Annotated in this window: 21 protein-coding genes; 5 read left to right on the top strand and 16 right to left on the bottom strand. The window is 37.3% G+C overall.

All coding sequences use genetic code 11. From position 1 onward, the window contains the following. Positions 1-104: 104 nt before the first annotated feature. From J2S74_RS23200 to J2S74_RS23160, 9 genes are all read right to left on the bottom strand, one after another. Positions 105-1,232 (bottom strand): Fe(3+) ABC transporter substrate-binding protein, encoded by a 1,128-nt coding sequence (locus J2S74_RS23200; RefSeq protein ID WP_307330801.1) that lies wholly within the window; start codon positions 1,230-1,232, stop codon positions 105-107. 375 nt (positions 1,233-1,607) lie between these two features. Continuing rightward, on the bottom strand, positions 1,608-2,495 hold the full coding sequence (locus tag J2S74_RS23195; RefSeq protein ID WP_307330798.1) for a metal ABC transporter permease: 888 nt from the start codon (positions 2,493-2,495) through the stop codon (positions 1,608-1,610). Continuing rightward, on the bottom strand, positions 2,495-3,256 hold the full coding sequence (locus J2S74_RS23190; protein WP_307330796.1) for a metal ABC transporter ATP-binding protein: 762 nt from the start codon (positions 3,254-3,256) through the stop codon (positions 2,495-2,497). Before J2S74_RS23190 ends, J2S74_RS23195 begins: the two co-directional genes overlap by 1 nt. 167 nt (positions 3,257-3,423) lie before the next feature. After that, positions 3,424-5,172 carry a metal ABC transporter substrate-binding protein gene (locus J2S74_RS23185; RefSeq protein ID WP_307330793.1) on the bottom strand — a complete coding sequence of 583 codons (1,749 nt, stop codon included), beginning with the start codon at positions 5,170-5,172 and terminating at the stop codon, positions 3,424-3,426. A gap of 1,208 nt (positions 5,173-6,380) precedes the next feature. Continuing rightward, a complete protein-coding gene (gene mntR, locus J2S74_RS23180) occupies positions 6,381-6,812 on the bottom strand; it encodes a transcriptional regulator MntR (protein ID WP_370876056.1) in 432 nt (143 codons plus the stop codon). A 231-nt stretch (positions 6,813-7,043) separates the two neighbouring features. After that, positions 7,044-8,009: a ferrochelatase gene (hemH, locus tag J2S74_RS23175; protein WP_307330871.1), complete on the bottom strand. Its 966-nt coding sequence runs from the start codon at positions 8,007-8,009 to the stop codon at positions 7,044-7,046. Between the two features lie 46 nt (positions 8,010-8,055). Then, entirely contained in the window at positions 8,056-9,123 is a 1,068-nt protein-coding gene (locus tag J2S74_RS23170) for an ABC transporter substrate-binding protein (protein ID WP_307330787.1), read from the bottom strand. A 44-nt stretch (positions 9,124-9,167) separates the two neighbouring features. Further along, positions 9,168-10,397 carry an ABC transporter ATP-binding protein gene (locus J2S74_RS23165; protein WP_307330784.1) on the bottom strand — a complete coding sequence of 410 codons (1,230 nt, stop codon included), beginning with the start codon at positions 10,395-10,397 and terminating at the stop codon, positions 9,168-9,170. Next, entirely contained in the window at positions 10,398-11,495 is a 1,098-nt protein-coding gene (locus tag J2S74_RS23160) for a FecCD family ABC transporter permease (protein ID WP_307330782.1), read from the bottom strand. Between the two features lie 539 nt (positions 11,496-12,034). On the opposite strand from J2S74_RS23160, the gene J2S74_RS23155 reads away from it, so the two are divergent. Continuing rightward, entirely contained in the window at positions 12,035-12,385 is a 351-nt protein-coding gene (locus tag J2S74_RS23155; RefSeq protein ID WP_307330780.1) for a hypothetical protein, read from the top strand. Between the two features lie 392 nt (positions 12,386-12,777). Here J2S74_RS23155 and J2S74_RS23150 read toward each other — a convergent pair whose 3' ends face one another. From J2S74_RS23150 to J2S74_RS23120, 7 genes are all read right to left on the bottom strand, one after another. Next, entirely contained in the window at positions 12,778-13,020 is a 243-nt protein-coding gene (locus J2S74_RS23150) for a hypothetical protein (RefSeq protein WP_307330778.1), read from the bottom strand. A gap of 27 nt (positions 13,021-13,047) precedes the next feature. Beyond that, positions 13,048-13,626, bottom strand: coding sequence for an HMA2 domain-containing protein (locus J2S74_RS23145; protein ID WP_307330776.1), 579 nt, complete (start codon positions 13,624-13,626; stop codon positions 13,048-13,050). An 8-nt stretch (positions 13,627-13,634) separates the two neighbouring features. Continuing rightward, positions 13,635-15,728 carry a heavy metal translocating P-type ATPase gene (locus J2S74_RS23140; protein WP_307330773.1) on the bottom strand — a complete coding sequence of 698 codons (2,094 nt, stop codon included), beginning with the start codon at positions 15,726-15,728 and terminating at the stop codon, positions 13,635-13,637. After that, complete coding sequence (locus J2S74_RS23135) at positions 15,712-16,257, bottom strand: HMA2 domain-containing protein (protein WP_307330770.1); 546 nt, start codon at positions 16,255-16,257, stop codon at positions 15,712-15,714. The genes J2S74_RS23140 and J2S74_RS23135 overlap by 17 nt, the downstream gene beginning before the upstream one ends. 39 nt (positions 16,258-16,296) lie before the next feature. After that, positions 16,297-16,602 carry an HMA2 domain-containing protein gene (locus tag J2S74_RS23130; RefSeq protein WP_307330768.1) on the bottom strand — a complete coding sequence of 102 codons (306 nt, stop codon included), beginning with the start codon at positions 16,600-16,602 and terminating at the stop codon, positions 16,297-16,299. A 175-nt stretch (positions 16,603-16,777) separates the two neighbouring features. Continuing rightward, positions 16,778-18,145 (bottom strand): magnesium transporter, encoded by a 1,368-nt coding sequence (mgtE, locus tag J2S74_RS23125; protein ID WP_307330765.1) that lies wholly within the window; start codon positions 18,143-18,145, stop codon positions 16,778-16,780. Between the two features lie 192 nt (positions 18,146-18,337). Next, entirely contained in the window at positions 18,338-19,762 is a 1,425-nt protein-coding gene (locus J2S74_RS23120) for a SpoVR family protein (protein ID WP_307330761.1), read from the bottom strand. A 545-nt stretch (positions 19,763-20,307) separates the two neighbouring features. On the opposite strand from J2S74_RS23120, the gene ilvE reads away from it, so the two are divergent. From ilvE to ilvN, 4 genes are all read left to right on the top strand, one after another. Continuing rightward, complete coding sequence (ilvE, locus tag J2S74_RS23115; RefSeq protein ID WP_307330759.1) at positions 20,308-21,234, top strand: branched-chain-amino-acid transaminase; 927 nt, start codon at positions 20,308-20,310, stop codon at positions 21,232-21,234. Between the two features lie 11 nt (positions 21,235-21,245). Beyond that, positions 21,246-22,913: a dihydroxy-acid dehydratase gene (gene ilvD / locus J2S74_RS23110; RefSeq protein WP_307330757.1), complete on the top strand. Its 1,668-nt coding sequence runs from the start codon at positions 21,246-21,248 to the stop codon at positions 22,911-22,913. 380 nt (positions 22,914-23,293) lie between these two features. Continuing rightward, on the top strand, positions 23,294-25,015 hold the full coding sequence (ilvB, locus tag J2S74_RS23105; protein ID WP_307330754.1) for an acetolactate synthase large subunit: 1,722 nt from the start codon (positions 23,294-23,296) through the stop codon (positions 25,013-25,015). Next, positions 25,012-25,533, top strand: a complete 522-nt coding sequence (gene ilvN, locus J2S74_RS23100; RefSeq protein WP_307330751.1) for an acetolactate synthase small subunit — start codon at positions 25,012-25,014, stop codon at positions 25,531-25,533. Before ilvB ends, ilvN begins: the two co-directional genes overlap by 4 nt. Positions 25,534-25,683 lie beyond the last annotated feature (150 nt).

Genomic DNA, 25,683 nt, shown 5'->3' with positions numbered 1-25,683 from the left:
CCCATTTAATTATACAGAAATTTACTTTAAAAAGAAATGGACATATTTTGAAAAAACAACGTACCGGAAACTATAGAAGATTCCGGTACAAAGATTAACCCTTATTATCTCCAGCCAGATCGGTCAAAGATTCTGATTGCTTCTTGTTGATTTTCACCTAAAACTGTTAAATTAATATCTTGTGCTTTAAACTCTCCCCAAGCAGCAACTGTATCAGACCAAGGAACGTTTGGATTAGCTGGATACTCATTGTTACCTTCAGCAAATACTTGTTGTGCATGTTCACCAGATAAGAACTCTAAGAATTTAATCGCATTTTCTACGTTTTTGGAATGCTTTGTAACTCCAGCACCACTAATGTTTACATGGGTTCCAGTTGTCTCTTGGTTAGGGAAGAATACTCCTACTGCTTCTCCAACTTCTACATCACCTGGATCTTCTGAGTTTAGTAAACGTCCAATGTAGTACGTGTTCATTAGTGCTACGTCACCTTCACCAGCAACTACTGCTCTTGCTTGGTCCGTGTCTCCACCTTGAGGATCTCTTGCCATATTGTTTGCGAACCCATTAGCCCACTCTTCTGCAGCCTCTTCACCCCACAATTCAATGAAAGAAGCCATAATAGAGATGTTGTACATGTTCTCAGATGTACGTGCTAATAATCTACCTTCCCATTCAGGTCCTGTGATTGCTTCGTAAGTAGAAAGTTCAGATGGATCAACGCGGTCTTTTGCGTAAACAAATACACGGGCTCTTTGTGTTAATCCGAACCATTGATTGTCTGCATCACGTAAGTTTTCAGGAATGTTGTTAAATAAAACTTCACTTTCGATTGGTTGGAATAAGTCATCCATTTTCGCAACATGGAGGTTACCTGCGTCAGCTGTAATAAATACGTCCGCTTCTGTAGCTTCCCCTTCGATGTTCATACGCTCGATTAGTTCCGGACCACTACCTTCGATTACGTTAACTACGATTCCAGTTTCTTCTGTAAATAAATCGTAAAGCTCACGATCTGTATCATAGTGACGGCTAGTATAAAGGTTTACAACACCTGCATCTTCAGCTGTTGCTTCGTCTTCTTCCGTAGCATCATCTTCTACTTGTGCATCCTCTTGATCTTGTTCATTCGATTCTGCAGCATCACTATCACCGTTTCCGCAAGCTACTGCAACTAAAAGTAGTAACGACATTACTGCAAAAAATAAAACTGATTTTAAAGATTTGCTCATTTTGTAATCCCCCTAAACATTATATGTTATCATTTGTAAGTATTTATTGAGAATGATTATCATCCCCATCCACAATTCTTAGTATAGTGCGAATGAGAATCATTGTCAATGAACTTTAAAAAAGTTTTTTAGAAAAAAAGTTAATTTTGAACAAAGTTTGAACACAAATAGTTTTATTCCAACCTACCCACCATTTTTAATACAGTATAAACAGTTACCTTTAATATTTTTAACTTATATCTATGTAATATGTGGAGCATGAAGGTCTCTTATCCCTTTTACAATGTGCTAATAACATTACTAATAATAAAATCTCCTAAAAAAGCGACTTCCCTATAGTTGTAAGGGGAAGTCGCCTTTTGTTTTCAAATTTTTTTATATGGATGTATTCTCATTTGTATTTCTGTCTGCCATTTTTGCCCTACCCCATCGAACAATAATCCCGTGCTTTGGAGAAAGTAGAAAAGCAATAATAAAGAAAATAGAAGCCACTAAAACAATGGAGGCACCTGTAGCAACATCATAAATAAAGGAATAGTAAACACCAATTATTGCTGAAACGGATCCAAATACTGCAGAAAGCCCCATCATTACTGGTAAACGATCCGTTAGTAAATAGGCAGTCGCTCCTGGTGTAATAAGCATAGCAACAACCAAAATAATCCCTACGGAATTTAATGATGCAACAGTTACTAAGGAGAGGACCAACATTAAAATATAATGGATCAATTTTGTAGGTAAACCTATTGCTTGTGCCATGATCGGATCGAACGTACTTAATACCAATTGTTTATAAAATAAAAATATTAATGTTAAAACAACGATCCCAATTCCAATCGTCATCCAAAGATCCGTCGTAGACACTGCTAATACATTTCCAAATAATATATGCCAAAGATCCACACCGGTACCTCTATTCAAGGTAATTAATACAACACCTAATGCAAATGCTGCAGTAAACATAATTCCAATGGAAGAGTCATGTTTAATCTTACTGTTTTGAGACACATAGCCAATAGCTAACGCTGTTAAAACACCTGTTATAACAGCTCCTATAAAAAAGCTTGCTCCAATCATATAGGCAATAACAACGCCAGGAAGAACTGCATGAGAAATAGCATCCCCCATGAGTGCCATCCCCCTCAAAATGATAAAGCAACCAACGACACCACATATAATTCCAACAAGAACTCCTGCCATCATTGCATTTTGTAAAAATTTATATTGAAATAATGCATCGAAGAAAAAACTCAAATTATCCATTAGCTACTCACCACCAGCTTTCCATTTTCCCCAGATAAAATAACTGCACTACCTTCATAGGCCTGCTCTATTTGGTCAACTCCTAAAACCTCTTCTGAATTCCCACAGGAAATTAAGCGTTTATTGAGCAAAATAAGGCTGTCAAAATAACTTTCCACTTTGCTTAAGTCGTGGTGAACAACAAATAAAGTTTTTCCTTGATCCCTTAATCCTCGTAAAATATCAATGATTATTTTTTCCGAAGTCACATCAATACCTGAGAATGGTTCATCCAAAAAAAATAAATTGGCTTCCTGAGCTAATGCTCGAGCTAAAAACACCCGCTGCTGCTGTCCCCCTGACAGTTCCCCAATTTGCCTTTTATGATAATCAAGCATCCCCACTTGTTTTAAACTATTCAACGCTATTTCACGGTCTTCTTTTTTAGGGCGCCCGTACCATGATAAATGTGGATAACGTCCCATTAATACAACATCCTCCACTAATACGGGAAAGTCCATATCCACATCATTTCGTTGAGGAACATACGCAATCTGTTTACGGATAGCATTTACATTCTTACCTAACACTTTAATTTTTCCTTTATATCCAGGGATTAGTCCTAAAATCGCTTTGATTAAAGTAGATTTTCCAGCTCCATTTGGTCCGATAATTCCAACTAATTGCTGCGCTGGAATCGATAGAGAAATATCCTCCAATGCTTTTTCACCATGATAAGATACGGATAATTGATTTATCTCTAAACAGAGTCCATTTCCCATAAAACAACCCTCCTAGTAAACTCTTAAAAAAATAACCTATATTTTATTATACTCCTGCCTACTGACAATGTTAAACTTTTCTAATGAAACAAAATTAAATATATAAGCAAAAGGCACCACTATAAGGACAATTTTATAGGTGCCTTTTGCTTTATATTATTATTCTCTTAGCTTAAACCGTCAACAAATACTTGAACATTATGCCTCATCATATCGATATACGTATCGGCTCCACTTCCAGCTTCACCAATGGCATCTGTATAAACTTCTCCTACAATTGGAACCCCAGACTCGTTAGACACTGTCTCCATGTAACGGTTATCTACAGTTGTTTCAACAAATAAGCCAGGCACATTTCGCTCTTGGACTAATTCAGCTAAACGTGCAAACTGTTGAGGTGTTCCTTCCTCGTGAGAATTGATTTCCCAAATTCCTTCTGTATGGAAACCGTAATCTGCCCCAAAGTATTTAAAGGCATTCTCACTTACAACAATAACACGGTGTTCTTCTGGAATTTGTTGTACTTGTTCTTGAATCCAAGCATCAAGCTCCTCTAACTCAGCAATATATGCTTCTGCATTTGCAGTATAAACACTTTCCCCTTGTGGATCTCTTTCAATTAAGTCATTAAGAATGTTTTCAACATAGATAATCACGTTTTTTGGACTTAACCAAGCATGGGGATCATCTTCATCGTCATCTTCTAAAGGAATAGGTGTTACACCACCGGAAACAGTAACGATGTCCGTATCTGTTACATTCGATACGATCTTTTCTAGCCACTCTTCTAGATCAAGACCATTTACATAAAAGACATCCGCGTCGCTAACCTTTTGGAAATCACTTGGAACCGGCTCATATTCATGTGGTTCTTCTCCAACTGGTACAATGTAATCTACCGTTCCGCGATCACCAATAATTTGAGCAATAATATCTCCTAGTACAGAAAAGCTTGTTGTGATATTTAATCCTTCACCTGAAGTTGCAACACTTCCACTTAATCCGTCAACGAATACTTGAACATTATGTCTCATCATACCAATATACGTATCAGCACCGCTGCCAGCTTCACCAATGGCATCTGTGTATACTTCACCGACAATTGGAACACCGGATTCATTAGAAACGGTTTCCATGTAGCGGTTATCCACTGTTGTTTCAACAAAAAGTCCTGGTACATTACGCTCTCTTACGAGTTCCGCTAAGCGGGCAAATTGTTGAGGTGTTCCTTCCTCATGGGAGTTGATTTCCCAAATCCCTTCTGTAAGAAAGCCGTAATCTGCTCCAAAATATTTAAAGGCATTCTCACTTACAACAATGACACGATGCTCTTCTGGAATTTGCTGTACTTGCTCTTCAATCCAAGCATCAAGTTCATTCAATTCAGAAATAAACGCTTCTGCATTAGCAGTATAAATATCTTCCCCTTCAGGATCTCTTTCAATTAAATCTTCAAGAAGGTTTTCAACATAGATAATTACATTCTTAGGACTTAACCAAGCGTGTGGATCATCTTCGTCATCATCTTCTAATGGAATTGCTGTTACCCCATTGGAAAGAGTAATAATTTCTGTATCCGTAACATTCTCCACAATCTTCTCTAACCATTCTTCCAAATCGAGACCATTCACATAAAATACATCGGCATCGCTAACCTTTTGAAAGTCACTTGGAACTGGCTCATATTCGTGCGGCTCTTCACCAACTGGTACAATGTACTCTACACTTCCACGGTCACCTATAACTTGAGCAACAATATCTCCTAATACAGAAAAGCTTGTAGTGATTGTTAAACCATCACCGCCGGCTTCACCATCCTGTTCTTGAGCAGTTTCATCACTGCCACAGGCGGCTAATAATAAACTAAGTACTAACGCAAAGCTTAAGTTCAACCAAAATGATTTCTTTTTAAACATGCTTCTTCCCTCTCCCCTTTTAATTAAAAATTCTTAAAACTGTGCTGGACAATACTCGTAAATTACTAACGCGGCAAGACCATAGTTACTTCATTGAAAATAATTGTCTAAAAGTAAATTCATTGGTCAATACCAACTTTTTAGGCACATTAAGCCTTTTATGTATGGTATTTTACATTTGTTACATCATGCCATCACAGTTTCCTTAATTTCAAAACTTTTGTCCAAACCTATTTATTTGGACGGGATAATATTTTTTTCCCTTAGGAAAAACTCGATTCCAATTATAAAATATGCTTTAGTAATTTGTCTAGAACTTTTTTTTAATCATAATGTTTTTTTATTTCTTTTAGCTTCAATCAACTTCTTTACGTTGATTTGTTGCAGGATCTTTTGGGTTTTTAATCTTTTAATTTTTTTCATTTTATTCAACCTCCCTATCCTCCCTTCCCAACGCTCTATAATAATATTATGATTACAAACCACATATTTGGCAAGGGTAAAAAAAGTTTCCTTAGGTAAAACTTAAAATAATCTTATATTACATTATTTAAATTTGTCAAGAAAACTGCATTATGAGAATTTTTCCAGTTGATCGTAGAAGTTGATGTCAGTAATTTAATACTTGGGGCATATGGAGAGAAAATAGAAAGCCCCCGTTGGCATCCGGGGGATTCAAGGAGATATTGCTTTACACTTCCAAATAAAATACTTTACCTCACTTTTGTTGCTTTAGGTAAAATTATTTTACTCAACTCAAAAATACAACCATTTTGTATTTTTGTCAAGAAAAAATAAAAAAATCACCTAACCGATAAACGATTTGGTGTAAGTGTTTTTTACCATTAAATTTTGTACTTTTAATTTTTAGATGAAAACTATCTAACATTAAAATAAGTATCTTAAAGATCCAGTTACACTTATTAAGATAATAATAATGACAATATATACCCAAACAGCAGAGGAATAATTGCTAACGTTTTTCATAAAGCTGACTCCCCCTTTATTTTATTGCCCCATAAACTGTAATCTACTTTCATATCTTTATCATTCATTGAAGGCCCCCTAACCTATCTTTATTAAGGTTACATTTTTAATATTTCGCATTTATTCAGTTTTATTCACTACGCGAAAGTTTTTTTTTTCACTTTAAAATTATTGCATTAAACTAAAAAAAAGAAAATAAAAAAGACCTAACCGATAGTCACTTATCGATTAGGCGTTTTTATTTCTTTATTTTGATCTTCTGATTGTTTCAAAATGTTAAGGTCTTCCAACCGTTTAGGATCTTCTTGAAAATATTGAACCAAATTTTCAATACAAGTAATGGACTCCCAGCTTAAATGATGCTCAATACCCTCAACATCATCATAAATATTATCCTTGTTGACCCCAATTATTGATAGAAATTCTTCCAGTAACGCATGGCGGTCCACTAATTTTTTACCAATCTTTTTCCCTTTTGCTGTTAAAATAAGGCCTCGATATTTTTCATAAACTAAATATTCGCTCTCGTCTAATTTTTGAATCATTTTTGTTACGGATGATGGATGAACATCTAGCTGATTAGCAATATCCGATACTCGGGCATAACCTTTCGTTTCAATTAATTCATATATACGTTCTAAATAATCTTCCATACTAGGAGTTGCCACAACATCCCCTTCCTTCCTATTTAAATGCTTACCAAATAATACACATTTTTCCCTCTAAATACAAGTTTAGGCCAGATTTTTATTTTATTATACCAAAAATTGTTGAGAGCAGTCTTTGTGTACATATAGCTAAATCTTTTAATCATGCGCAAAAAAGCCACATTCAAGCTATGTAAATATGTGGCTTTTTTGTCTTTTTCATGTTTAAAGATTTTCTTACTTAGAACTCGGTTTTAATTTATTGAATTGGTATTCCTCTGTTAATTTATTTAATATAACCCTCTCTTTTACAATAGTCGTCAATGCCATAATAAAATCATAGGAGTCGTTAGGGATCTCTGTACGTATAAACTCTATGCCCATCCGTTTACATAATAGCTGGCAATCATAACCAATGTCATATAAAACTTCTATATTTGAAGTAACGGATAATAGATCACAAGCTACAACGCCTTTTATCCCTTTTTTTCCTTCCTCTTGTATCACATCTTTTACATCTGGACCTGACCAAAGGTCTTCATGGGAACCAGCACTACGGTAAGCAATTCGCCAATTTTTTAATTGAAGCTGGTTGGCAATACTTTTACCTAATTCAGTAAATTCTTCGCTGTATTCCTTATACGTTTCAGGCTTACCCGGTTGACTATGGGCAGTAAAGATAACAGTTGTTTCATTACGTATATGGCTTGGCAGCCACTTTACCGCCGTTTTCACACGTTTAGCCATTACTGAAACGAATTCGTCATGTAAATGCCAGTGATCAACGTCTAATACAGGGATAGTTGATCCCAGCTTTGCCAAAGCTTTACGTACTTTTATTTGATACAGACCTGTCCCTGTTTTAGAATACAATGGTTTAATAGGAAATGTAATGACCTGAGAAACGCCTTCATTAACCATTTGTAAAACCGTATCTTCCACAAAAGGTGCAGTATGTTTAAAAGCGGTATAAACTTTCACTTCCTCTTCAAAATAGGGTTGCAGTGAATGTGTTAAAGCCTCCGCTTGTCGCTCTGTAATCGAGCCTAGAAGGTCTGTCGTTCCAATATTACGATATTGTTCTTTCACAGCAGCCATTTCCTCTTCACTAGGTGCATTCCCATGGCGTATATGTGTATAGTATTCCTTTAGATTGTCCAATGAACCAGGTGCTCCATAGGCAAAAATTATCACACCAATCATTACCTTCACTCACTTTCATCATGTACTTGGACTAACTCCACCTTCATTAATTAAATCTCTCCGGATGAACCCATTCTGCAATTTCTCCTAAGCCATTAAGAACGGCATGCTGATTAGAAATCATGATATCTCTTGCTTTCATATGTTTGACATTCCCATTTTCCACTGCTCTTAATGCTTCGAATCCGGCTGAATCGACAAGCTCACTAAATTCATCACTCGTAGTACCCCACTCCACTAAAATGATAAAGTCTGGATCCATTTCAATAATGTGTTCTATAGACACTGGAGCAGTGTTTTCTAAACCAATAGAGTCAGAAGCTGGTGTTCCTCCGGCTAATTTTACAATATCATAGGAAATACTTGTAGGACCAAGAACAAATGGACCGGTAGTAGACCCCACCTGAGATAATACAAGTACAGTAGGCTTCTCCGCTACATCTTGAAGGGCAGACTGAACCACATTGACATGTTCTTCTATATTTTCTATAATTCCTTGAGCTTTCTCTTCTTCCGCTACCAATTCACCAATGGTTAAAATATTTTCTTTTAGTAGTTCCACTGTATGCCAGCGGCTGAAAGCAGCAAAAGGAATACCAACATGTTGAAGCATCTCGGCCGCATCTTGTTCAGCACCGTGTGTCAATGTAACAAGAACAAGATCTGTATCATAAGAGATAATTTCCTCTGGATCAATGCTTGAACCTGCTAGTTTTCTAGAAAATTCATCTGTTTTATGACTAAAATGAGATAAATATTCATTAGAGATACTCTGTGAAAGTGCAGCTACTTGTCCAGGATCTACTAGACTCAAAAGAACCTCCGTAGTATCTAACGAGATAGCTGTAATACTTTCTGGCTTTTCAAGAACTGTAATCTCTTCTTCACCTAACATCAATGTACGAGGGAAAGGAGCTTCTCCCACTACTTCTTCTTCCTCTTCAGTTGCACGATCCGTTTCGTTTACATCAGCGTCATCTTCCACTTTATTTTCTTCATCAGTTGTAGCAGCACTTTCGTTTGAACCACATGCTGTTAATAAACTAAGAATTAAAATGATGCTAAAAAATCCTAAAAATCCTTTTTTGATATAAGTTGTATTTAATTGATTCATGTTTTTTCCTCCATTATCTAATGTACTTGCAGAAAATCCGCTTGTTATAAAGCAACTTTCCATTTTCCTTTTTCCGTCACTCTCTCTACTATTTCGCGAATCGAAAGACCATTCTGACCAAGATCATCCGTAAGCCCAGGGCCCTGAAAATCCTTTTGAGCTAGAACAAGTAAATTCTGTGTGTCTAGCAATCTCGTTAACCCTCTATTAACATGGCCAATAGGTACAGGAGCGACTATTGTATAATCCGCTTGATTTTGTACGCTTCGGCTTTGCTCTACGATTTCATTGGACATTGGTGTATAAGATGGGTATGCAATTACTTTCATACCCAATTCTTTGGCAAGCAGGGCATCTGGATCATGCTCCTCTATAGGACCAACCGTAACATGGAATTTATGACGGTATAAGGCAGTAAGAAGCTTAGATGCTTTACCAGCTCCAGCAATGACATGAATGCTTGAGCGCTGAGATGTTTCTCTCTTTTTCTTATCTAAGTCATAACTTATGGCTGTTATGGATCTAGCATTAACGATTACATCTTCACGTATAACAGAGTGAACACCGTAGCTCGATTGAAGTGTATCTACGGTAAGAACTTCCTCTGGGCTTCCCGATGCAATCACTTGCCCTTCTTTAATTAAAATTAATCGGTCACAATACCGTGCAGCTAGATTAAGATCGTGCAATGCTGCAATAGCCAGTACTCCTTCATACGATAATGTCCGAATGAGTTCTAGTACTTGAAGCTGCCTATTGATATCTAGTGCGGATATAGGTTCGTCAAACAACAAAATTCCAGGTTCTTGGGCCAATGCTTTTGCAATAAAAACCATTTGTCTTTGACCGCCAGACAAGCTTGTTACATAACGGTCTGCAAGATGGGTAATGGATGTTCTGGCCATAGCGGCTTCGGCTGTTTCAAAATCCTTTGGCCCCTCCACACCAAACCTTGGAATATGCACATGCCTTCCCATCAATACTATTTCTCGAACAAGAAAATCAAATCCAAGAGAAGTATCTTGAGGAACGTAACCAATAATTCGAGCCATTTCCTTTGGAATGAAATGGGAAATTTCTTTTCCGTTAATATTTATTTTCCCATGCTGAAAAGGGATTAATCCGCAAAGGGCACGAAGCAAGGTAGATTTACCAGAACCATTTGATCCAATAAGCCCAATAAATTCACCGCTTTTAGCTTCCAAAGATATTTCTTTTAAAATTTGTTGATTGGATAAACTTACGGAGACATTATTCGCAATAATTTGATTCACTTAGATACTCCCCCTTCTCGATTTAAGGATAAGGAATAAGAATATAGGAGCACCCACAAGCGCACAGACGACACCTACCTGTAAAACTACAGGGTGAAGTACCATTCGCGAAACAAGATCAGCCAATACTAGAAAGGCAGCTCCTCCAAGGGCACTGGCCGGCAATAATATACGGTGGTCCGGTCCAAAGAGCAGTCGAATGACATGCGGTACAACTAACCCTACGAAACCAATTGTTCCACTAACAGATACTCCTATTCCTGTCATTAAAGCCGCTAAGCCTAGCAATATGTACCTTGTTTTTCGGACATTTACACCTGAGCTTTTCGCTTGCTCATCTCCAAGCAGCATCATGTTTAGTTCTCTAGCAAAAAAAGCAGCAATAAGGATCGCACCTAAAATGAAGGGACTGATTAATTGAACATGATGCCAAGTTCTAGCTTCAAACCCTCCTTGAAGCCAAAATACAATACTTCTCAATTCCTGCTCACTAGGTGCACTGGCAATAAAAACACTAATAATCGCAGAAAGAAAGAGATTAATACCAAGCCCCACTAATAATAATGTTGACACAGACGACTTTCTGCTTAATTGCCAAATGAATAGAATCGTTAAAATAGACAGCAATGCACCAAGAAAAGCAGCACCAGGTAAAAACCATTTACTAATTTGTGTCCACCCAAAAAAAAGAGCTATGACCGCACCAACTGCAGCACCACTGGAAACACCAATATATCCTGGCTCAACAAGGGGATTTCGAAACAATCCCTGCATAATTGCTCCTGAAATTCCAAGTGCTGCGCCAACCAAAGCCCCTACAATAACTCTTGGGAGTCTAATTTCTGTTATAACAATGTAGTCCCGCTGAATATATTCTACTCCCGTATTAAATTTAAAAAAATCCAATGCAATAGCAATTGTATGATTAAACGGAATAGATACTGGACCAATGGAACTAGCCAAAACCATAACACAAAATAATGTAATTATTAGTATTCCAAGGATGAATAAAATTTTCGAATAAACTTTTTTATATGGTTTGATGGGATCTGTCAGCTCAGTTTGAACAGATGTTTTCTTTTCTCTATCAGAAATCATTTTTCATTACTACACCTCTTTTTCCTACAGTTATATTTTTTATACGGTATAAAAAAAGTTTACCTAAGTAAATAAAAGCTCTATTATAGATACGGAATTTATTGTTGTCAACGATAATAAATGTAGAATGTCCTTAGTCAAGTTGGCGCAAGAAAATTAATTCCCCTTTTACTGATAAATAGACTATTGATAGAACTAATCAATAATTTACTTACACACATGGTTTTCAGAAAATTTTAAAAGTCTTTTACAGGGGGGAGAATTTTTTGTACTCTGAATTAAGGTTTTCCCCACAGAAAATCCCTCAGTCCTTGGTTAAACTGAGGGATTTTTTCTATTAAAAAAATAAATATTGTATTAAAAACCTGATGTTCATAATCAGATACCCTTTTGAAGGTATGTCAACGAGAGATACTAAATATATTTTTCGCAGGTTACCCTCATCAATATAATTATACTAAAAGGATACATGAATTACTCCAATTTGCTGATTATATTCCAATAAATAAGGGAACCCTTAACTACAAGGGGGGATAAGCATGGCAAATGGAGAACAAGGACACAACGTTCATGAAAACCATCCTCACCAGCACAGCAGTGCTTGTGGTCATACAAAAATACGTCATGGCGACCATATTGATTATGTCCATAATGGACACTTGCATCATGAACATAATGGACATTGGGATGAGTGTAAAATACCTGTAAGCGAAAAAAATCCTGATACTTGTAATGAAATTAGCTGCGGGTGTGACCACTCCGCAGATTGTGGGCATGAATTGGTACCACATGGGGATCATATGGACTATTTAGTAAATGGCCGCTTACACCATGTTCACGGAGATCATTGCGATGATCACGGGCCAGTGGAGCTAGTTAAAAGTCACTAACACGGATTGGAAAAGGGTGGTTTCAAGGTTTTTACCTTTGATACCACCCTTTATGATTCAATCATAGTATCCATTTTTAGTAAAATTATTCACTCAAGTTGTACCATTCTCCTAACTAGATGTATATAATAAAATAAATAAGTTTAGTTAGAGCAAAACTATTTCTTTTATATAAACATTTTGGGGAGGGGCAAGGTATGAGTGAAGCTATTGCAGTAATTATTATTATTTTATTAGTCATCTCCACTGTGAAGGTAAAGAATTTTATTGTTAAAAGATACTCGAAATAAAAAGCCTTCAATTCCGTTTATCCGATTTTAAATTTCATAAGCCATTTATAAAAAGCACGAATAGCTATTCGTGCTTCTCGATTTGTTATGCTTTATATACACTTAAACATCTAGATTTTTTTCAGCGATTAGGTCTTCTAATTTTTCCTTTTGGGCAATTAGCTCTTCTAACGTAGGGGATTGTCCATTCATTTGATTACCATTCCCTTGATTTCCTAAATTGAATGGCTGGGTCTGAATTAAACGATTTAGTTGACCTCCATTTTGATCATAAATTCGATAGCCCACTGCACCAACTACTGCACCGGATACAAACCCCATTAAAAAGTCATTATTAAATGCCATTTTTAATTTCCTCCTTTTATTACTTAATTAAACAGCTTTCGTCCTGTACATATCATAAAAGATTTCAAACAAGTTAACAGCCCATGTAACGAAAGAAACTTGAAGAATGTTTTGAGTCCCTAAAGATAGCATTGTTATAATTCCAGTAATAATATCCGGGTGTCCTAATTTATTTTGCCCTTGATTACCATGAGATAATACAGTGTAGCCGGTTGAAATGACAACAGCATAATCAATAATATCTGGCCTTGGTCTTACCGATTTTCTTGTAAAGGCAAGGAGTAATAAAAATCCAGAAATAACAGACCGAAATAAATCTTTTCGGATAGATGGGGTCACTTTCCCCATTAAATTATCAATAGGATCACACCAAGTTTTTTCAAAAAATAAAGAGATATACCCAAGAAGCACTTTTCTTTCCATTAATTCCAAATCATATTCAATTAACATAGAACGTATAATCGGTTCTATTCGGACCTTTTTGACACCACTTAAAGAGGCAAACATTTCTTCCATTTTCTCATAGTCCTTGTTATCCCCCAAAGGAGGAATTATTATACGAAGACGTCCAGGTATATCATGCATAATAGCAAAATTCCCATTCATATTAACTATCACCCCCTTAATACTATCCTTGCACTGTTAAAGACTGTAAAGATTGTAGCGCCATTATGTATCCCAGCCCCTGTTATTGGTGAAATAACACCAACAGCACCAAGGAGTATGGCCGCACTATTTACTAACATTGTAATCATAAAATTTTGCTGAATAATTCCAAGGGTTTCCTTGGAAAGATAGACGACATTGGCAAGATTTTTTGGGTCATCTGACATGATCGTTACATCACTGGCTTCTACAGCAATATCTGTCCGTTTTGTCCCCATTGTTACTCCAACATCTGCATAAGCCAACGCTGGTGCATCATTTATACCATCCCCTACCATCATTACAATGTTGTTTTTTTGTCTATAGCTTTTCACGTAGTCAGCTTTCTCTTTTGGTAGAGCTTCTGCGTGATAAGAATCAAGAGACAATTGATTTGAGATCCTTCTGGCTGTGTGCTTCTTATCCCCCGTAAGCATCACAACTTCATTTATGCCATGTTGGCGTAAAGACTGAATGGTATCTCCCATTCCTAACCTTACCTTATCGTCAATGGTAATAGTCCCAATTAACAGTTGATCATAGGATACATATATAACATTCTCTTCTTTATCTACTCTATCTAGGCTATATTCTAAATTGGACAAGTTAACGTGTGAGTCCTTCATAAACTTTAAGTTTCCTACTAAGACAGGCTTATTATTTACAAACGCTTGTACACCACGCCCAACTATATTTTCTATTCTATCATGATCATGCTCAGGAATGTTACCTCCTAGTTCATACGCCCTTTTTAGAATTGCTTCTGCTATTGGATGGGAAGAATGTTCTTCAGCTGAAGCGGCGTAATAAATGACATCCTCCTCTGAAAAACCATTGTATGGTCTTACCTTAGTAACAAATGGTTTCCCTTCCGTAATCGTACCTGTTTTATCAAGGATGAGCGTGTCTATTTGTGCAAGCCTTTCAATATATTGTCCACCTTTAACGATTATACCTTTTTTAGCTGCTTTTCCTACTGCAGCTGAAAAGGCTGTTGCAGTAGAAAGCTTAAGGCCGCAAACAAAATCAATCGTTAACATACTTAGTACGCGGTCCCAACTCCTTGTTGTTGCATAGACTAATCCAGCCATAAGGAAGGAGATGGGAACAAGCTGTTCAGAAACTCTTACGGCCAAAGATTGAATCGGAGCTTGTTTACTTTGTGCTTCTTCAATAAGGTGAATCATCTTCGTAACAGCTGTATCTTCACCTGCATGTTCCACTCTTATTTTTAACTGTCCTTCCTTCAATATACTCCCCGCGTATACCTCACTGCCTTTTTCTGTTCCTTTGGGAAGAAACTCACCTGTTATAGAGGACTCATCAATAGTTCCATTTCCATCCAAGACTTCCCCATCAACTGGGATTTTCTCCCCATGAAATACGGCAATAATGTCACCTTTTTTTACATCCTCCATTGGAACTTTCGTTTCGATTCCATCTTCATCTACTTTCCATAAGAAAGGGATGTCCAAACTGAGCATGTGACTGACATGGTTTCTTGTACGATTGGCTGTATACTCTGTGATTAATTCACTAATACTTCCCATAATCAAAATTACTAGGGCTGACTTTGGATTTCCTTTTAATATAGAAGCAATAATAGCTGATGCAGTTAAGGTGTCTCCGTTTGCACGTCTTTCCTTGAAAAGAGACTTTATACCACTTTTAAAAATATCCGTAGAAAGGGTCATTGCTGTTATTGTGGTTAAATTGAACAACTTATTGTATCCTACAGCTATATTTTGTTTTAATAAATTATCTAATAAAAAGGCGCTCCCTCCGAGCAATATCCTTAATTTATTTGGATCTAGTGAAATTTTATTTGTAGTTAAAAATGCCTTAGACTGGAATTGTTGTTTAATACTCCTTATGAGTTTCAAAGTAGAAATAGCCGGAGGGTGATAAAGAAGCAAGGAATTTGTTTCTGCCGTATAGTTCGCAGAATAAATGTACGGCAGTTTACGGAATGTGTATTCTACAACTGCAGGAGCTAATTCTGTATTAAGTTTGATTCTCGTTCTGCCAGGTAAGCTATGTAGAATATCAGTAATACCGATCATCATCCATTTCCTTTCGATTCGTAATGATGTTATAAGCCCAAAATAATAAGCTACTGGAAAATGATGGATTCTTAGAGAAGCCAGAGATTCCTTTTCCAAGCATTAACAAAACTAAGATGGAATCCAAATCAGCTAACGCTGAGGTTCTTTTTTTTATTTGTCCATCCACCACTTGAACCGTTTTCCTCATTTTATCCATGATTTGTGACTCCATTTGGGGGTATGCCGAAACAGCTGCTTCAACTGCTTGAACCAGTACTTTATCAAATTGTTCTTGAGTAAGATGAGGAACATTAAACTCCAAGAGTAAACTTCCAGATACTGGGGTTGCCTTCACTCGCTTCACTAAAGCATCATCAGATAAGTTTTTTTCTAAGCTTTGAGCAACCACTTTATCTTTCCACCTATCGCACTGCAACCGTATCCGTCCTGGCATAGCATGTATAACGTGTATATTTTGATCATTAAAAAACGAGAATACTTTAGGACCAAAAATAGATGCTCCTAAACCAAATAGTGATGAAATCATATAGAGGATTCCCTCCATCCTGTATTTATTTCTATTGACCTAATTTCCACTCAATATATTAGATAATCTCTCAAACCACGATTCAATTTGTTTCTCATTATGTACAGGATCCTTATTATATGTAATCAATAAGCTCCCTGTTTCCTTCGTATATACAACAGAAAAAATCCGTTCCTCACTTCTTAATTCTTCGATAATTCTTCTTAAAATATACGTCTCGTCTTTCCAATGAGGTGAAGCTAACCGGACTCTCCCTGGGATAAAATGAAGGACAGTAATCTGATGCTGTTTAAGTAAGTTTTTTATTTTGTTCATATAGAGGACTTTTTTTATGGTTGAAATCATTATAAACTCCCTTCCAATTAGTATTTATTGCCAATTATAAAAAAATCATAAGTTATTTTAACTTAAAAACCAAGTTTATGTATCACCAGTCCTACAATATCAATAAAGAGACACCTTCAACAGAAGGTGCCTTACGAAATTGTCCTATCTAGAATCCTTTAGCTTATGAAATTTTTTAAGTTGGTAAATAATCAATTAAGGCTGTAGCGATGGAGAAATAAATTAACAAACCTAAGATATCATTAACGGTTGTAATAAATGGTCCAGATGCTATCGCTGGGTCCAGCTTTAATTTAGTAATGATAACTGGTACTACAGCACCAATAATCGTAGCGATACTAAGGGTCAAGAATAAAGAAATACCAACGATAAACGCTAGCATATAGCTTTGGTAAAGGAATGGAACAACGATCATTAATACAATGGCACAAATTAGCCCGAGCATAAGCCCTGTACCAAATTCCCTTTTTATAGTATGAACGAGCCCTTTTCTTTCAAAAGAGCCTGTTGCTAAAGAACGGACCATAACTGCTAAGGACTGAGTACCAGTATTACCAGCTGAGTCCATAATTAGTGGGATAAATACCGCAAGTATAACAATTTCCTCCAAGGTTTCTTCAAATTGACCAATAACTCCGGCTGTAATTAAACCGAAGAACATGAGCATAATAATCCACGGAGAGCGTTTTTTAGCTGCGGAGAAGGAACTAATATTAACGTCTGTTGCCCCTTTTGCAGCAGTAAAATCATCAAAATCCTCCGTTGTTTCCTCTTCCAATACGTCCATCACATCATCAACAGTAACAATACCGATGAGCTCATTCGTCGTTGTAACAACCGGTGCGGCTAATAAATCATAATCTTTGATTAACTCAGCCACTTCTTCCTGATCTGTATGTGCTTCCACAGATACTACTTGTGTGCTCATTAAATTTTCCACAGTTTCCGTTAACGGAGCAACAATTATATCACGTAAGGAAACAACTCCAACTAGCTTGTCTTTATTATCAACAACATAAAGATAATAAACCGTCTCCGCTTCTGGACCTGCCTTTCTCAAGTGTTCCATAACGCTTGAAACATTATCTGTAGCTTTAATGGAAATAAATTCTTTCGTCATTAAAGCCCCGGCCGACTCCTCTGGATAGGATAGAAGCTCAATAACTTCATCTGCTTCCTCTTTATCCATTGCATTTAAGATGTCTTTTGCATGTGGTTCGTTAATTTCCCCTAAGAAATCAGCAATATCATCAGACTGCATATGGTTAAACATTTCAGCAGCATAGCTTTTATCTAATTCTAAAATTACTTCCTTTTGTTCATCCACATCTAAGCCTTGGAATATTTCTGCAAATTCACTAGCAGATAAATATTCATAAAACATGGGACGCTTGTCCTTATACAGAGCCTCAAACAGCTCCACTTGGTCAGTAGGATGTAATTCTAGAAAAAGCTCCAAAAACGTATCTTTTTCTTTGTTTTTAAGTGATTGAAATATCTGGTCAAAGTACTTTTCCCGGGCTTCTTCATTCAATCTATTCAACAGCATAACCTCCAGTCCTATTCTGCTCTTTATATAAAAGTTTCCATCATTTTCTCCTTAATATACACCCTTTTATGGTATTTACCCAAAAGGTAGTTTATGAAAACCAACATTCTAAATAAATTGATTATGTAAATTGGAAGAGGGTGACTCGATAGGTATAAATATACCTTTTGAGACACCCTCTTCAACCTAAACATACCTTTTATTAATTTTCCTTCCATCGTACGTAAATACCATTTTCCGATCTGCGAGGACCGTTTCCATGTGTACCGATCTTCCCCACAGCTTATAAATGTATGGTAATGTTTTTTCAAGGTATTTTGTATCTAGTTCAATACCTTCATACATATGAGTTAAATAGAGTTCGCCATTTTTTAAATGGTCACCATCTGTAACAACAATGTAAGGGAATCCTCCATTCACTCTGCTGCTAATGAGCTGATCTCGGACCTTTTCCCACTCTTTATCTACGATTTTATATTCACGGCCTTTTTTCTGGAACAAATACATGTCTTCCCGTGAAACTAAATCCTTTGTTAAGTAGTTTCGAATAAAGGATATATCAGACTCAATTTCACGTACTTCAAAAATCTTTTCCCGGCCGCTATTTGGTTTAATCCCCTGCCTTTCTTTCATCTCCTCTGTTGGGTTATTATATCTTTCTTCAATATCTTCAAAGATCTTCAAACCTAAATAGTAAGGGTTAATTTGTGTTTTGGAGGGCTGAACAACTCCTGCATTTAGTTTAGCAAATTCAATAGCTTCATCCGATGTCAGGTCCATTTCCCGGATAATTCGTTGGTGCCAATAACTAGCCCATCCTTCATTCATAATTTTCGTTTCTAGCTGCGGCCAAAAATATAGCATTTCTTCTCTCATCATCGTAAGGATATCTCGCTGCCAGTCTTCCAACTCTCTACTATATTCTTCAATAAATAATAAAATATCTTTTTCAGGGCTCGGAGGAAGTTTCTTTTTCTTTCTAGTAAATCTAGTTTTTTTGGCATTGGATCTATCATCTAATGACCAGAGATCATCATACGGAGATTCTTTCGTATCTTCCTCTTCCTCTTCTTCCTGCCAAATATCCTCTATAGACCAAGACAACTTTGGTCGAACTAAACTTGGGTCAATGTGTTCTTGAATGGCCAATACAGCATCAAGAAATTCTTCCACCTCTTGTCTGCCGTGAACTAATTCATAATGAGCTATCCGTTCCGCTGTTGCCGTCATACTTTCCACCATATCCCTGCGTGTATTTGAAAAGCGGACATTGTTTTTGAAGAAGTCACAATGAGCAAGTACGTGTGCGATGATTAACTTGTTCTGAATCAAGGAGTTTGTATCTAATAAAAAAGCGTAGCATGGATTGGAATTAATAACTAACTCGTATATTTTACTTAAACCTAAGTCGTATTGAAGCTTCATTTTATGGAATTGTTTTCCGAAACTCCAATGGGAAAAACGGGTTGGCATTCCGTAAGCACCAAACGTGTAAATAATATCTGCGGGACAAATTTCATATCTCATTGGATAAAAATCTAATCCAAAGCCTTCAGCTATTTCCGTAATCTCACCAATGGCTTTCACAAGCTCATCTGATTCTGTATTCATCCCAAAAAACCTCCCATTTACATTATTAACATATTCTATGAACAAGCGAATGAGATGATGAAGGAAACTCTCACCCTAAGTAAAAATTAAATTAAAATTTGGCTATTTTTGCGCAAACTTTGTTACTTATAAATGAATAGGTTGTTAAATATGGAAAACATAAACAGTTTTACTATTTATATAGTAGTCAAATTTCTATTTTTAACCGCAACTGAAAACGCTTCAAAAAAATTTACAATTTAATTTCATTTTAATAGATTTCCCTTTCATTATAGGGTTGTAAACGCTTTCTAAAAATCGAAATTATCATAACTGTCAGAAAATTTAACGTTATAGTGTTGACCTCCTTCTAAAATGGATGTATCATGACCACAATACTAATTTTTTAAACCTTCAAATTAACTTGAAATTTAAAAATTTTCCACAGCAATTGAAGCCTATGTTCATGACTTCATGACTGGAGAAAAATGGCCTTAGGCTATTCTATTACATGGTAACTTTCTCGCTTTAAAGCGAACAAATTCTAAAGGAAGGAGTGGTAACGTATGAGCAGTCAATGGATTTTTATGGGAGACAAATTAGTTAAAAAAGAAGAAGCCGTCATCTCTGTATATGATCATGGTTTTTTATATGGAGACGGGGTGTTTGAAGGGATTCGAGTTTACAGCGGTAATATTTTTAAATTAGATGATCATCTCAGACGTTTATATGAATCAGCACAATCCATTATGTTGAATATTCCATACACGAAGGAGGAAATGCAGCAAATTATTATTGACACTGTAAGGAAAAATCAACTGGATAGTGCTTACATCCGTGTCGTTGTCTCACGTGGACCTGGTAATTTAGGTTTGGATCCTACAAACTGCTTACAACCACGTGTTATTGTAATCGCAGAAGAACTCGCCCTCTTTCCAAAGGAATTATATGAACGAGGGTTAACAGTTGCTTCCGTTTCTAGTAGGAGGAATCGCCCGGATGTATTAAGCCCTCAAGTAAAATCGCTCAACTATTTAAATAATATTCTCGTAAAATTGGAAGCAAACCAAGCTGGAGCCCATGAAGCATTAATGTTAAATGATCAAGGCTATGTTACGGAAGGCTCCGCAGACAATATATTTATTGTGAAAAACGGTACGATCTATACCCCTCCAGTATATTTAGGGGCACTTGAAGGGATTACAAGAAATGCGATTATAGATTTAGCAAGAAAAAATGGGTATGAAATGAGAGAAACACCTTTCACCCGTCATGATGTTTATGTTGCTGATGAAGTATTTTTAACTGGAACAGCTGCTGAAGTTATTGCAGTAGTTGAAGTTGACAAACGAACCATTAGCGACGGTAAGCCAGGTGAGATTACGAATCACCTCCTTTCCGAATTCAGAAAAATTGTTACAACAGATGGCGTTCATTGTTATACATCATCCGCTGATTCTGCCACATCTAAAAAACGTGCAGAAGTAAGTTAAGGGGGTATTGCATGCGCAGCGATATGATCAAAAAAGGGATAGACCGTGCACCACACCGAAGTCTATTACATGCAACAGGAGTTAAAGGGGAAGATTTGAACAAACCGTTTATCGGTGTTTGTAATTCTTATATAGACATCATCCCAGGACATATGCACCTTAATCGTTTCGCTGAAGTAGTGAAAGAAGCTATTCGAGAAGCTGGGGGTATTCCCTTCGAATTTAATACAATAGGTGTAGATGATGGTATCGCCATGGGGCATATTGGGATGCGTTATTCCCTCCCAAGCCGTGAAATCATTGCAGATAGTGCTGAAACGGTAATAAATGCCCACTGGTTCGATGGAGTATTTTATATTCCAAACTGCGACAAAATTACACCAGGAATGTTAATGGCTGCAGCAAGAACAAACGTCCCTTCCGTTTTTGTATCAGGTGGACCGATGGAAGCAGGACTCTCTAAAAGTGGTAAGTCTCTCTCCCTTGTATCTGTTTTTGAAGGAGTTGGATCTTATCATCAAGGATCTATGACAGAGGAAGAATTAATCGAGCTAGAATCTCTCGCATGTCCAACCTGTGGATCCTGCTCTGGAATGTTTACAGCAAACTCCATGAACTCACTTATGGAAATGCTCGGCTTAACAGTCCCTGGTAACGGAACTATAGTAGCCACATCAGATGAGAGACATAATCTCATCCGACAAGCAGCCTTTCACTTGATGGATTTAGTTAAAAATGACGTAAAGCCAAGGGATATTTTAACGAAGGAAACCTTTGACAATGCATTTGCCCTTGATATGGCAATGGGCGGTTCGACAAACACCGTTCTTCATACTTTAGCTATTGCACATGAGGCTGGAATTGAATACGACCTGCACGAGATAAATCGTATTGCAGAAAAAGTTCCCTATCTTTCAAAAATTAGTCCCGCTTCCGACTTTTCCATGCACGACGTACATTTAGCAGGTGGAGTTAGTGCCATTATCAATGAACTATGTAAAATCGACGGACTAATTCATAAGGATCAAATCACTGTTACGGGAAAATCAATCTCTGAAAATGTGAAAGATGCAAAAATTATAGAGGAGAAAGTCATCCGAACAAAAGATAATCCTTATAGCCCTGTTGGTGGACTCTCCATCCTCCACGGGAACTTAGCTCCTAACGGGGGCGTAATTAAAGTAGGGGCAGTGGATCCTTCCATTAAAAAGTTTCTAGGAGAAGCAATCGTTTTTGAATCTCAAGATGAAGCTCAAGCAGGCATTAACGATGGAACAGTGCAATCAGGTCATGTTGTCGTTATTCGCTATGAAGGACCTAAAGGTGGACCAGGAATGCCAGAAATGCTTGCACCCACCTCTGCCATTGCAGGAAGAGGGTTGGATAAGGAAGTTGCTCTTATTACAGATGGACGCTTCTCCGGTGCTAGCAGGGGAATATCCATCGGCCATATCTCTCCTGAAGCAGCAGAAGGTGGACCAATTGCCTTCGTTCAAAATGGAGACCCGATTCTTATCGACTTAGAAACTCGTTCTATCGAGCTTCTTGTGGATGATGAAGTGCTAGAAGAACGTAAGAGCCATTGGGTGAAACCAGAACCAAAAATAAAAACAGGTTACCTAGCAAGGTACTCTAAGCTTGTAACCTCAGCTAATACAGGTGGAGTAATGAAAATTTAATAATGACAAAATCGATGACGGGAATAAAGGATCAAGAATTTGTATTCACAGAGAGCCGGGGTTGCTGGAAGCCCGGAAATACAACTTGCTCTGACATCATCCCTGAGTGTTAAGCTGAACAGTTCAACTAAGTAGGCTTAAACGGGTGCATACAGCACCTGTTATCAAAAGAAGCAAGCTTCGTTTGCTTCATGAGGCAGCATTCGTAAGAGTGTTGTAAATTCGGGTGGTACCGAGAAAAGGAAAGGTCTTTTCTCCCCGATAAACTGCATACTCATGTGGTTTATTTGGGAAGATCAGGCCTTTTTATTTTTAAAATTCTAATCTTAAACATTCATGAATACCAAAAATAAACATTTTTACCTAGGAGGGATTATAAGGTGAAGGCAGAAGCAAAGCCGGCAATAGAGCCCGGCACGAAACCAAAAACTGGTGCAGATCTTCTTGTGGAAGCATTAATTGAAGAGGAAGTTGAAATGATATTCGGATACCCTGGAGGAGCTGTATTACCTATTTATGACGCCTTATACAGGTCTAAAGGATCGTTTCAGCATATTCTTACAAGACACGAACAAGGTTCCATTCATGCGGCGGAAGGATATGCTAGAGTTTCAGGAAAACCTGGGGTTGTTCTTGCAACTAGTGGTCCAGGAGCAACAAACCTTATTACTGGAATTACAGATGCAATGATGGATTCTTTACCCCTCGTTGTCTTTACCGGCCAAGTTGCCAGAGGGGTTATTGGAACAGATGCCTTTCAAGAGGCAGATATAATTGGGATTACAACCCCCATTACAAAACAAAATTATCAAGTTCAGTCCATTGATGATTTACCAAGAATTGTAAAGGAAGCCTTTCATATTGCATCCACTGGTCGCCCAGGCCCAGTAGTGGTTGATATCCCAAAGGATATTTCCGCTAACCCTTGTGAGGATTCCTATGATACTGATTTCTATTTACCTGGATACCAGCCAACAACAAAACCAAATCCTTTGCAAATAAAGAAGCTGGCAGACTCCATTTCAAAAGCAGAAAAGCCAGTCATACTTGCTGGAGCAGGTGTTCTCCATGGGAAAGCCTCTCATGAACTAACTGCCTTTGCTGAAAAGCATGATCTGCCTGTTGCCACCACATTGCTAGGACTAGGAGCTTTCCCTGGTAATCACGAGTTAGCTTTAGGTATGGCAGGGATGCATGGAACATATACAGCGAATATGGCACTTTACGATTGTGATTTACTCATTAATATCGGAGCAAGATTTGATGACCGTTTAACTGGAAACCTAGAACATTTTGCACCAAATGCAACAGTCGCTCACATTGATATTGATCCAGCTGAAATTGGGAAAAACGTATCTACTACGATTCCAATTGTTGCTGATGCAAAAGAGGCATTGACTCAGCTTCTAGTTCAAAAAACGGAATCACCTAAACATGAGAAATGGATGGCTCATATAAACAAACTAAAGGAAGAATATCCACTTTGGTATAACAATCCGAGAACGGAAATGGTACCACAATGGCTCATGAAGGCATTGCACAAAGTAACGAATGGTGATGCCATTATTACGACGGATGTTGGTCAACACCAAATGTGGGCAGCTCAATACTACACTTTTGATAAACCTAACCGCTGGGTAACATCAGGTGGATTAGGAACCATGGGATTCGGATTCCCTGCTGCCATTGGTGCTCAATTAGCAAAACCAAACGAAACAGTAGTTGCCATATTAGGAGATGGTGGCTTCCAGATGACATTACAGGAGCTTTCTGTTCTGCAAGAACGGGGACTGCCAATCAAAATTATCATTGTTAATAATGGTGCTCTTGGAATGGTAAGACAATGGCAGGAAGCCTTTTATGAAAAACGCTATTCTGAATCCCTATTACATGTACAGCCAGATTTCGTAAAGCTTGCAGAAAGCTATCATATACGAGGTATTAAAGTAGAAACACAGGAAGAATTAATTAACGTTCTTCCAGAGGTCTTTGACTACAACGGTCCAGTCCTTCTCGACTGCCGAGTGTTACAGCAAGAAAATGTGTATCCAATGATCGCTCCTGGAAAAGGAATACAAGAAATGATAGGAGTGAAACCATGAAACGAATAATTACAGCAGTTGTTCAAAATAGGAGCGGTGTTTTAAATCGAGTAACAGGTTTATTACAAAAGCGCCAATACAACATTGAAAGTATTTCCGTAGGAAGAACAGAATCAGAAGGCATTTCAAGAATGACATTAGTTGTAGAAGTGGAAGACAACCAAAAGTTAGAACAGCTTACAAAGCAACTAAATAAACAAATCGATGTTCTAAAGGTTTCTGATATTACGGATAAAGCAATCGTTGCTAGGGAGTTAGCTCTTATTAAGGTAGTTAGCACTAGTCAGCTACGTAGCGAAATTCAAGGCATTATTGAACCATTCCGAGCTTCTATTATTGATGTTAGTAAAGACAGCCTGGCAATCCAAGTTACTGGAAAACCAGAAAAAGTAGAAGCACTTATTGAACTTCTTCGACCTTATGGTATTAAAGAACTTGCCCGCACTGGTTTAACAGCATTTTTGAGAGGGCACCAACCACAAGTAACAGAGTTAACTAGCTATTCTCTATTAAAATAAGAAAATGTTTTTTCAAAGATAGGTCTTTGAAGGTACTTTTCTTAAAAGAGGCTGGGACATAACTAAAGTGTTTAATCGGAAATACGAACAATGCACTACCTTAGCGAAGTATATTTACGAAGCGGGTAGATTGCACCTACATCTAGTTTG

Source organism: Evansella vedderi (assembly GCF_030813435.1).
Taxonomy (GTDB): domain Bacteria; phylum Bacillota; class Bacilli; order Bacillales; family Salisediminibacteriaceae; genus Evansella; species Evansella vedderi.
Note: the sequence above shows the minus strand (reverse complement) of the source record. Positions and strands in the feature narration are given on the sequence as shown.